A 10,401-nucleotide genomic window follows, 5' to 3' on the forward strand; every position below is an offset into this window, starting at 1 on the left:
GTTACACGGCACCGGTGCGCGTGATTCACAATGGTGTGCGGGCGCCGATCGCCGCGGCCCCACGGGAGATCGGTGACTCGCGGGCGCCGCGCCTCGGGCTGGCCGGGCGCTTGATTGCCATTAAGGGCGCGTGTCTGGCGCTGCACGCGCTGGCTGTCCTGCGTAGCCGGGGGATCGCCGCGACATTGTCGATAGCCGGCGACGGCCCGCTACGCGAGACACTCACGGCCCAGGCCCGAGCGCTGGAAATCGCCGACGCGGTGGATTTTCTCGGTGTGGTCGACAATATGCCGGGCTTTTTCCGTCATATCGATGTATTGCTGCATCCCGCGCTGCGCGAGCCGTTCGGCATGGTCGCCGCCGAGGCCCAGGCGGCCGGCGTGCCGGTGGTCTGCAACGCGGTGGATGGCCTGCCGGAAGTAGTCACCGACGGCGAGACCGGCCTGTGCGTGGTGCCGCGCGGCAATCTGGAGCGCCATGCCGATTTGGGCGGCGAGAACGCCGGCCTACCCCCGGTGGTGTATCGGCCGGATACCGACGATGTCGCGCCGCCGCGCATATGCGAACCGGACGATCTGGCCGCGGCCGTCATCGAACTGACCGCGGATGCGACGCGCTACCGCCGCATGAGCGCGGCCGCGCTGGCGCATATGCAGCGCTCGTTCGATTTCGACGACCACGTCGATGCGGTGCTCGCAACCGCGCGCGAGTATGCGGACACCGGGCGGCTGCTCGAAGCATGACCGGCCCCTCGCTCATGCATTACGTGAGCCTCGATGCGGCCGGCGGCGTCGAATTGCAGTTCGCGGATTTTATCTCTGTTGCGGTGCGGCGCGGGCTCGAGCCGGCCGGGGTCGTCGCCTGCGGACGGCGGATTCATCCGCTCGTGGCCGCGCGGTTCCCCAAGGCCACGCCGATCCGGTTCGAGAAATACGCCGGGCCGATAAAATGGCCGAAATGGCCGCCGGCGATACGCCGGGCCTGGCAGGCGCGGCTGCTGCGCCGCGCCGACGCCGACGGTGTGGTGATATGGAATCGCCTGCGCGACAGCGTGAACACGCTACGCGCCGCCGGCCCGGCGCGGTGTGTGTATTGGGAGCGGGGGGCGAGTTGGTTCGCGGACGTCACCCCGGCCAAGACCTGGTTCATCGAGCATATTCAAGCCGTGCTCGCGAATAGCTTTGCCGCGCGCCGTATGCTCGAACTGCGCTGGGGTTATCGCGGCCAGATCCGGGTCGTGCCCAACGCGCTACGGCCGGCGCTGGCTGGCGCCGCGGACGCGCCGAGAGCCGCGCCGACAGAGCGCTGGCGGCTCGGCATGGTCGCGCGGCTCGTGCCGATCAAGGGCACGGCCATTGCGCTGCACGCCCTCGCCAGGCTGCGTAAGCGCGGCTTTCCGGTCACGCTGGCGGTGGCCGGCGACGGTCCCGAGCGTGCAACGCTGGCCCGGCTGGCCGAACGTCTGGGAATCGCGGACGCCGTGATCTTTCACGGCTTGGTTTCGGACATGGGCTCGTTCTATCGCGCAATCGATGTGCTGGTGCATCCGGCGCTACGCGAGCCGTTCGGCCAGATCGCGATCGAGGCCAACGCCTACGGCGTGCCCGCGATCGTGAGCGCGGTCGACGGTCTGGTCGAAGTCGTCGCCGATGATGTCAGCGGGCTGTGTCTGGCCCCGGAAGAGGATCTGTCGGTGTACGCCGAACTCGGCGGCGGTGACGACGATTTGCCGCCGTACGTCTATCATCCGGGGCAAGACGCCATTGGCGCCCCCAGGGTTCTCGCACCGAACCGGCTCGCCGACGCCGTCGCCGGGCTGATCGAAGACCACGCCCGCTACGAGCGGCTCAGCCGCGACGGTTGGGCCCGCGTACGCACGCGGTTCGATTTCGGCGAGCACGTGGATGCCGCGATCGGCGCGATTCGCGGCTATCTGAAAACGGGAACGCTTGTTTCGCCATGACATCGCCTAGCGCTCGCGCCGGCCGGCCGCGTATCGCCATCGTGTTTCGCGGCATCGGCGATATCGGCGGCACCAACAACACGATCGCCGATCATGCCCGCGCCCTCGTCGCGCGCGGCTGCGCGGTCGATTTGATCGGCGAGAAAGTGCATCGCTCGGGCGCGACGCCGGATATGGGGCGCCCGCGCCGGATCCGCCGTCTGCCGGTGTTCAAGCGACGCCGCTGGCGGTGGTTCGCCGCCCGGGCCGATGCCATGATCCGCGCCGGCCGCTACGATTTCGTCGCGGGGCACGGCCACAACACGCGCCAGACCGTGTTGTCGATGCACAACTGCCTGCATTTGACGCATGAATACACCACCGGCGAATCGCTCGATCCCGCTGGCGGGTTGGCCGAAATACACGATGCGATCTTTGCCGCCGATGCGTTCGAGTTCTGTATCTGCAATTCCACGTTGATGCAGAACGATATCGCCGCGCGCTACGGGGTGGATCGAGCACGGCTGCCGATCGTGCACCCCGGCTACAGAGCGGAAAAATTCAATCGCGCCGATCGGGTGCGGTATCGCGAGGTCGTGCGCGCCGAACTCGGCTGCGGCGACGATCTACTGCTGGGGCTCGTTACCTCGGGCGATTTCATCAAGCGCGGGCTCGATATTCTGCTCGAGGCTTATGCCGCTCTCGAGGCGCGGCAACGAGAGGGCACACGTGTTCTCGTGCTCGGTAAACAATCCGGCAACCAGCGATTTCTGAAGCAGGCGCGCGAACTCGGCATCGCCGACCGCCTGTATTTCGTGGGCGCCACCGACCACCCGGAGCGCTATTTTCACGCGCTCGATATCTGCGTGCATCCCGCCCGTTTCGAAGAGTTCGGACAGGTGGTTCAGGAAGCCATGGCCTGCGGGGTGCCGGTGGTTTCCACGCGGCGGGTGGGCGCGATGGAGCGTCTGCCGACAACCCTGTACGCGAGCCTGCCGGAGGCGCCGAGCGTGGGACGCCTAGCCGCACAGTTGCGCGAGATGATCGATTCGGCCGCAACGCGCGTCTATTGGGCCGATAGCGGCTATGAGGCGGTTGCGGGTAACACGCGCGAGGCCAATTTCAAAGCAACGCTGGCGGTCTACGCTAGCGCGGGTCTGCCCACTGCGGCGGGATAAACGTCTGGCGGCCTCGGGCCGGTTTGCCGACCAGCCGGCGTCGCCACGACCGGAGGGCGGTGCCGTCGGGCGGTGATATTTGGTGTCAACGAGGAGGATAGGGCAAGTGAGCAGCGAATTGCCCCGGGGCGGCTACGCATCGGTAAACCACGCGAGTACGTCGGACGGTGTGGCGACGGCCACCATCGTAAACCCCACGCGGGTGAAAGCGCCGCGCGTGCCGGTATGGTCGTATCTCGAGCGCAAGGTCCGCAAGTACGGTAATCGCGTGCGAACGCGTTGGCGGGTGAAAAATCGACCGCGGATGATTCGTCTGGGCGGCGTGCGGCTGGCGATCGATCGTGAGCTGTATTCCGCCAAGATCATTCAGCGGCTTTACGACGAGGGTTACGAACGCGAAGAGCGTGTCGCGCTCGAACGCACCGTACGACCTACCGATCGGGTTCTGGAGCTGGGTGCGGGTATCGGCTATCTGTCGGCAGTGGTCGCGCGCCGGATTGGCGGCGAGCGTGTCACGACCTGCGAGGCGAATCCGGATCTGCTCACCACCATCGCGGTAACGCACGAACTCAATGGTGTCCGGCCGGCGGTTCTGCACGGCGTGATGAGCCGCGATGCCGGTATCGACTCATGCCGCTTTTATTCGCACCGTGACCTCTGGTCCTCTTCGCTACGAAAGCCGAAGCAAGGTGAACACCACGTTCTCGACGTGCCAACGCTGCACTGGCAGACCGAGCTCGACCGCTTGCAGCCGACTTATCTACTGATGGATATCGAGGGCGGCGAGATCGACCTGCTGGAAGCGTTCGAATGTCCGTCAGTCGAGCGAATGCTGATTGAGTTTCATCCGAAAAAAACAGGGCAGGCGAGTGTCAATCGTGTATTTTCGCATCTGACGAAAATCGGTTTCGTCTGGGCACAGGCCGATCGCGGGTCGAATATCTATTATTTTGAACGCTGATTGTACGCGCGTCGATGCGTTGAAGATCACTCGAAAGACCAAGTTCGGCCATCGCGGCGCGATTGTTATGCCTCATGTCCTGGGTCGCGGAGTCTAGAAGCCCGTGGTGGTATACTCCACGCCGCCCTGGGGCGATAAACAACGATCAGTCAGGTTCCGTGATATGGCGAGATCGCAATTGGCGCTTCGATTACGAGTTTATATCTTCTCCTATAACAGAGCGCAATTCCTGCAAAATGTAGTTGATTCGGTCGTGCAACAGCTTCCCGACGCTGAGTTGACGATCGTCGATGACGACAGTGAAGACCGCCGCACCCGTACACTTTTGCAGCGCTACGAACGGGAAAACCGTCATCAGGTGCTCAGGCCGTCGACCCACGTCGAGCGCCGGATGTTCAAGACCGGCGGGCTATACGCGAACAAGACACTAGCCTTGCATGATGCGATTGCCGCCTATGCGGATTATGCGTTGTTCGTGCACGATGACCAGCAGATTGTTCGTCGCGTCGATGATACTGATATGGAACGCTTTGATGCATTCTTCGCCGCTAATCCCAGAAGCATCGAGTTGCACACGTGTTTCATGAAGCATGACCTGCGCGAATCCGACGCGCAGCTCACGCGAATCGACGACAGCGGCACGGCGTATTTCCGCGACCACCCGGATTCGCGCGGCCACAAACACTTTACTGGTTCGGGGCTGTTTCACGTCGGCCGGACCCGCGCGCTATTTGATACGTTTCCGTTGGGTGAAAAAGTCAATGAGGCTTTTTTTGGCGAGCGCGGTATCTTCGTGGGATTCTATGCATGGCCGCTTATGGCCTGGCTGCCGTTTCCCATTTCTTACCGTGGTAAGAAGCGAGTGCTTTCGCACCGTGTGATGGAATGGCTGGGCGGCGGCGGCTTTCATCCGGTGCAATATCTCAGTGGCGACTCGGCGCGCTACTTCATGGAACGCGATATTCGCATCCGCCCCGTGGCCGAGGACTTCCTGGTCGCACCGACGGCGCCAAAGGCCGAAAAATGGTCACACATGGGTGGTTTTCACAATGCCAGCGCGCGACGCGGTTTTCGCAAGGCCGTCGCTCGTCTGATATGGAAGCGGGTGAGACGAGAGCCCGAATAAGCTCGGCTACCTCTTGCGATGCGATTGGGCCGGGCGCCACCTGCCGCTAACCGGCGATGTGCGCTGACGATGATTTTATGAATGCTCATACCAATGTTTCCGTCGTGCCGGCGGAACTGCCACCGGCTCGAAGCTGGCTCAAGCGTTTACGCCATTTTCGGCGCGATTTTCAGTGGCGGTCGCGATTCACGCCGCCACGTGAAGTGCCCGTCGGCCGGCCCGATGCGGAATGCCCGGATTTTGCGATCGCGGCTATCGCGGTCTCGGAAAAATATGCCGACTGGTGCCTGACGATGATCGAGACCGCGCGGCGGCGCGGCGCTTATAGCGGCCCCATCTACGTGGTAACCGACCTGCCGGCGCAGTTCGCGTCGCTCGATAACGTGTTTCCCATCGAAGTCCCTTATAGTAGGGTCCGGCTGCTTTCTAAAAGCCTGAAACCGATGCTTTTTGAATGGTTGCCGCAGCGTTACATCGCTTACATCGACGCCGATGTCATCGTCACCGCGCCGTTGGCGGACTGGTATCGCAAATCCCGTAAAAGGCTCGCTGAAGTCGCTAGTCCGCTTTTGGCTTATGAGGTCGATGTGCCGGTTCCGCGCTCGTTCCACGGCGGTTTGCTGTTCGCGGAGCGGGAAGCGGCGCTGCCGTTTCTACGAAAATGGCTCGGCATGCTGCGCAGCGGACGATATCTGTCGGATCAGGTGGCATTACGCCGGATCGCGACCCCATCAACGCCGGCGTATCAGACCGATACGGATTTCTGCTATCTCTACCAGAAACTCGACGGCAGTTTCCGCGACCAGCCGATGTTTGTGCATATCACGAACCGCATGATTCAGGAGCATCCGCCCGAAAAGCTCACGGCTTACATGCGGAATGAACTTGGCGTCTCGCGCATACCGTCGTATTTCGGCACGCCGGAGCGAGGCAAATGAGCCGCCCGGCGCGGGTCTAGGATAAATCGAGTCGTTCAGCGGCCTGACTCGGCCTCAGACCGAGTGTATTGCAGAGGTAGGCATAGCACGCGTCGTGGCCGAGCTGACTGTAACGGTACGACGTGAGATGGATGAAGCAGTCGCGCTCTCCGGCGCGAACGTTCTCGGGCGCAGGAAACGACAGTCCGTAGGCCGGCGGACGTCCGAGGTCGAAAGATTCGGCGCAGGCCAGCAGAGCTTCCTGATCCTGGCGGAAATGCCCGCTCGCCAAGCACCGCCGCCACGCCTTGAAGAACGGCCCGGCCTTGTCGCTGTCAATGAGCATCAGGCCGCCGTGATACGGCATGCGCCGTGAACTCGGGTCCGGGTAAAACAGCGCCGCGTGGCCGGCCAGACATTCCAGTGCCTGTTCACACCACGCGCGGATATCGCATCCCACCAGGATATCGGCATCCAGATAAAGCACGTATCGCTCGGCCAGCCATTGATGCAGAAATGTCTTGCAGGTCTTGATCACCATCTGATGACGAGTCGGCGCGATTCGAATACAGGATGTGTTATCGAAATCCGCAAACTGTCGTGGGTCGTCCGTGATCACGTAGACCGGCCCGGCGTACCGGCCCGGTCCGCGCAGACCGTGGATCAGCGTGCGAGCCCAGGCGCGATAACGGGGGCCGACCCCGATGATCGCGATGGCGAACTCGGAGTGGAAAGCGGCTGTCGATCCATGTCTGGCGGGAACAAGGCGACGCGAGATGAGATTTTTCAGGCGCCAGCGGCGATAACGCCGACGTTGCTTGCGACGATACGCGCCCGACAAAGGGGGTACGGTGGCCTCGAGTTTGGCCCGGCGCGCAGGTTCAAGCGGCCGGATCGATTCGCCGGGCGATTCTTCGTGTCGAATCTGTTTCATGCAGAGGCGTTCTTGTTATCCCTTGGATCTTGGGCCCGGTGCGGGCGCACTCGATAGGGCTTGCCGCGCAACGCTCGTCGGAGCGCGCGCCATGCGCCGGTGACCGTGACCAACTTATCGATCTGTGCCTGCTGGCGCGCCAGCGCGGCCCGAAAGATTTCCGGGTGGACTACCGGAAGAACCGGAGCTCGGAGTTCTGCTTCGTCGAGCGTCAGCGCGTCGAGCCGCGACCGATTCGCCACCAGAAGCAGATTTTGACGATACCAGGGGCTGATGTCGGCGTCGTTCCAGAGCCGGTGTCGAAACGGCGCAATGCTGGTGAAACCGCGGTCGGCGAAGCGCTCGGTCCAGTAGTCCGGCCACTGCTCATTGACGTGTCCCTTGCCGCCCTGGTTTGGAATCGCGGCAGAAAACAGGATGAAATCCGAGGTTTTCGCGAGAATTCGCACCAGATCGTCACCGATCGGGGCCGAGAGATGTTCGGCCACTTCAAGACACAACGTGAGATCGCTTGCCCGCGCCGACGGTCGGTCGCTGGCTGCCAGATCGCAATGCTCAAATTGACTTTTATCTATAACCAGCATGCCGGGATCGAGCCATGGCCCCTCGAATCCTTTGATATCGGTCGTATCGAAAATAGTGCGCGCTGCCGCGAGCCAGGTGCCGACTCCGCATCCGTAGTCGGTGACCGAATGGACCGGGGGCAAAATCTCAGCCAGTTGCGTGAGGACTTTTCCCGCCGCATGAGCCGATCTGTCATCGCGGCCACGGTAGAAATTCTTTGGATAGTGGGCTGAACCGGTCATGATGAATTTTATTCCCCGCGTTTCTGGCGCCGAAGTTCCATGAGACGCCCCAGGCGTAGTTGGTAGATGATGGCGCGCTCAACGCGCCGTTGCCGTAGTGAAACAAGACGTGCCAGCTGATAACGTGCCCAGGCGCGTGCTACCGACAACAGCAGCTTCGCCGGCATGCCCTGAATATGGAACCGTGCTGGTTTTCGTCTGGTAGGCAGATAGACCTGCCCGCGGCCTTTGTTTTGCGCTCTCTGCAACAGCCAGGCGTCATTGATCTGTTCCGGCCTCACCATATGCACAACCTGCGCCGAGGGCACATGGATATAGCGATAGCCCTGTTCGGCGATGCCGCGTAGAAAAGCCGCTTCTCCGCCCATCGCATAGTTGCCGGTCTGTGGCCCTAGGTCTTCCGGGAACCGCTGGCCCGTCAGCGTCTCGCGACGCACCGCGAAGCTCGGACCGTAGGGATGGGTCTTCACCGGGCCTTCATCGGGGCGCGGCGCATAACGGGCGAAAGCTGTCGTACCGAAATTGAAATCCCGGCTCGCCATCCATTCCGGTGTGCCATCGGGGAAACCGGGCTCGATACGCGCGCCGAAGATCACATCGTCCGGCCAGCGCGCGGCAGCCGCCACATAGGCTTGCAGACAGGCGGGATCCGGGATGACGTCGTCGTCCGTGAACACCACGAACTGGCCCCGCAGACGGTCCATAGCCACGTTGCGGGCCCGATTCTGGCCGCCGGCCTCGACAAACAGATGTATCAACGGTAAGTACTTGGCCGCTCTATCGATCACGGCCGCGGTGCCATCGCTGCTGTTGTTGTCGATGACGATCAGTTCCCAGGTCAGGCCGGCCGTATCCAGCGCGCGATAGGCATCGAGCGTGCGTTCGAGTTGCTCGGCGCGGTCGCGCGTGGCGAACACCACGCTGACATCGAGCGACGGGGCAGGGGCAGGGCCCGAGGAGCAATCGGGCGTATTCGACTCGGGCATCCGTTGCGAGATTTGGCGGACCGCGTGCGCGTAGAGCATAGCATCGGCTGCGGTGTCGCCGCGCCGTCCGCGGTCGGGGCGGGTATAGTAGGCGCCGCCCATACAACGACAGGATAACGAGCATTGGCATGAGCGACCGGGGCAATACCGTGGCCGATCCGGCCGAACTGCCGGCGCCGCGCTCGTTCGGCAAACGACTGAGGCATTATCGCCGGGACTGGTCGTGGCGCTTGCGGTTGCGGCGCATGGCGCGCAATCCGCTGCCCGAAGGCCGGGCCGATCCCGAGTGTCCGGACTTCGCCGTGGGCGCGATCGCGATTTCGCGCAAGTACTGCGACTGGTGTCTGTCGATGATCGATACGCTCCGGCGCGCGGGTGAGTACACCGGGCCGGTATACGTGATCACCAACCGTCCGGAGATGTTCGCCGAGGCCGACAACGTGTTTCCGATCACCGTGCCCTACAGCAAGGTTCGCCTCATTTCGAAGAGCTGCAAGCCGTTGCTGTTCGAATGGGTGGGCCAACGCTACGTCGCTTATATCGATGCCGACGTGATCGTGACCGCGCCGATCGCGGACTGGTATCGCCGGGCGCGGAAGCGTCTGGCCGAGGTGGCCGCCCCGTTGTTGACCTATCGGGCGAGCAATCCGTTACCCGATTCGTTCCACGGCGGGCTGTTGTTCGCCGATCGCGAGGCGGCGCTGCCGTTTCTGCGGCGCTGGCTGGGAATGCTGCGCAGTGGGCGTTATTTGTCCGACCAAGTTGCGCTCAAGCGCATCGCCACGCCGGAGGCGCCGGCGTACTACGACGACGATGGCTTTATCTATCTGTATAAACTTGTCGACGGCGGCGGGGACGCGGCGCGAGCCCAGCCCCCCACTTTCGTGCACGTGACCGATCGTATGATTCAGGATCATCCGCCCTCGAAATTGAAGTCGTATCTAAGCGACCGGCTGGGTGTGGCGCGCTTGCCTCGGCACTTTGGGCCGCACAAACAGGGCGCTTAGGTTCGTCGGTCGCGAGTTCGCTATCCTGCGCGCTCGATAACGCATTCAACGGGACGAAGTCATGAGTGGACGGAGTATTTCGCCACAATTTCGCGTGCGCGCCGACGCGGTGATCGATGTGCTGAACCGGCAGGCGAACGAGGCGCCGACGGGGCAGGTGAGCGCCTCCGCGATGTACGCGACGGCCCGCTTCAACGCCTTTCAGGTGGCCGCCACGGCGGAAGACGCCGAACAGATGCAGGCCGAGCGCGAGAACGCGGTCAATTATTTCACCTCGCAGTACCGCAAAATGTTCGAGGACCATTTCGACGAGTGTCTGAAGCATTTCGATCGCTACACGAGGCGAGGTTCCGGCACCGGTTGAACGGTGCGGTTCCCCAGGGCCTGTTGCTGTTTCATACGACGCCGCGCCGGCGGCCATTTTGACGCAAGACAAGGCGCAGCGGGCGTACGGTAGTCATTCTACCGTAGCGCGCTGCAACGCTGGATTGCGGCAAAATGGTCCCCGGCCCTACGGGTTGCGGCCCCAAATCGCGCCATCCGG

The 10,401-nt window shown here is 62.8% G+C and carries 11 protein-coding genes; 8 read left to right on the top strand and 3 right to left on the bottom strand.

Annotated elements, in window-relative coordinates; all coding sequences use genetic code 11:
* The 6 genes from VFJ08_RS14590 to VFJ08_RS14615 all read left to right on the top strand — a co-directional run.
* A partial coding sequence (locus VFJ08_RS14590; protein ID WP_324997956.1) for a glycosyltransferase family 4 protein occupies positions 1 to 743 on the top strand: 743 nt, incomplete at its 5' end.
* On the top strand, positions 740 to 1,963 hold the full coding sequence (locus VFJ08_RS14595) for a glycosyltransferase (RefSeq protein WP_324997957.1): 1,224 nt from the start codon (positions 740 to 742) through the stop codon (positions 1,961 to 1,963). The genes VFJ08_RS14590 and VFJ08_RS14595, both read left to right, overlap by 4 nt.
* Positions 1,960 to 3,120 carry a glycosyltransferase family 4 protein gene (locus VFJ08_RS14600; protein ID WP_324997958.1) on the top strand — a complete coding sequence of 387 codons (1,161 nt, stop codon included), beginning with the start codon at positions 1,960 to 1,962 and terminating at the stop codon, positions 3,118 to 3,120. The genes VFJ08_RS14595 and VFJ08_RS14600 overlap by 4 nt, the downstream gene beginning before the upstream one ends.
* A 106-nt stretch (positions 3,121 to 3,226) precedes the next feature.
* Positions 3,227 to 4,081, top strand: a complete 855-nt coding sequence (locus VFJ08_RS14605) for an FkbM family methyltransferase (RefSeq protein ID WP_324997959.1) — start codon at positions 3,227 to 3,229, stop codon at positions 4,079 to 4,081.
* A gap of 163 nt (positions 4,082 to 4,244) precedes the next feature.
* Positions 4,245 to 5,207 (top strand): glycosyltransferase family A protein, encoded by a 963-nt coding sequence (locus VFJ08_RS14610; RefSeq protein ID WP_324997960.1) that lies wholly within the window; start codon positions 4,245 to 4,247, stop codon positions 5,205 to 5,207.
* A 293-nt stretch (positions 5,208 to 5,500) separates the two neighbouring features.
* Positions 5,501 to 6,145 carry a hypothetical protein gene (locus VFJ08_RS14615; protein ID WP_324997961.1) on the top strand — a complete coding sequence of 215 codons (645 nt, stop codon included), beginning with the start codon at positions 5,501 to 5,503 and terminating at the stop codon, positions 6,143 to 6,145.
* 16 nt (positions 6,146 to 6,161) lie between these two features.
* Here the strand turns inward: VFJ08_RS14615 and VFJ08_RS14620 are convergent, their stop codons facing one another.
* From VFJ08_RS14620 to VFJ08_RS14630, 3 genes are read right to left on the bottom strand one after another with little or no spacing between them, the layout of a single operon-like run.
* Positions 6,162 to 7,058 carry a hypothetical protein gene (locus tag VFJ08_RS14620; protein ID WP_324997962.1) on the bottom strand — a complete coding sequence of 299 codons (897 nt, stop codon included), beginning with the start codon at positions 7,056 to 7,058 and terminating at the stop codon, positions 6,162 to 6,164.
* On the bottom strand, positions 7,055 to 7,864 hold the full coding sequence (locus VFJ08_RS14625) for a methyltransferase domain-containing protein (protein ID WP_324997963.1): 810 nt from the start codon (positions 7,862 to 7,864) through the stop codon (positions 7,055 to 7,057). Before VFJ08_RS14625 ends, VFJ08_RS14620 begins: the two co-directional genes overlap by 4 nt.
* Positions 7,865 to 7,872: 8 nt before the next feature.
* Entirely contained in the window at positions 7,873 to 8,889 is a 1,017-nt protein-coding gene (locus VFJ08_RS14630; RefSeq protein WP_324997964.1) for a glycosyltransferase family 2 protein, read from the bottom strand.
* A gap of 89 nt (positions 8,890 to 8,978) precedes the next feature.
* Between VFJ08_RS14630 and VFJ08_RS14635 the strand changes: the two genes are divergently transcribed.
* Together VFJ08_RS14635 and VFJ08_RS14640 are read left to right on the top strand one after the other, a co-directional pair.
* Entirely contained in the window at positions 8,979 to 9,857 is an 879-nt protein-coding gene (locus VFJ08_RS14635; RefSeq protein WP_324997965.1) for a hypothetical protein, read from the top strand.
* 94 nt (positions 9,858 to 9,951) lie between these two features.
* Positions 9,952 to 10,221: a DUF3144 domain-containing protein gene (locus VFJ08_RS14640; RefSeq protein ID WP_324997966.1), complete on the top strand. Its 270-nt coding sequence runs from the start codon at positions 9,952 to 9,954 to the stop codon at positions 10,219 to 10,221.
* Positions 10,222 to 10,401 lie beyond the last annotated feature (180 nt).

This window comes from Salinisphaera sp. (genome assembly GCF_035690525.1).
Classification (GTDB): Bacteria; Pseudomonadota; Gammaproteobacteria; order Nevskiales; family Salinisphaeraceae; genus Salinisphaera.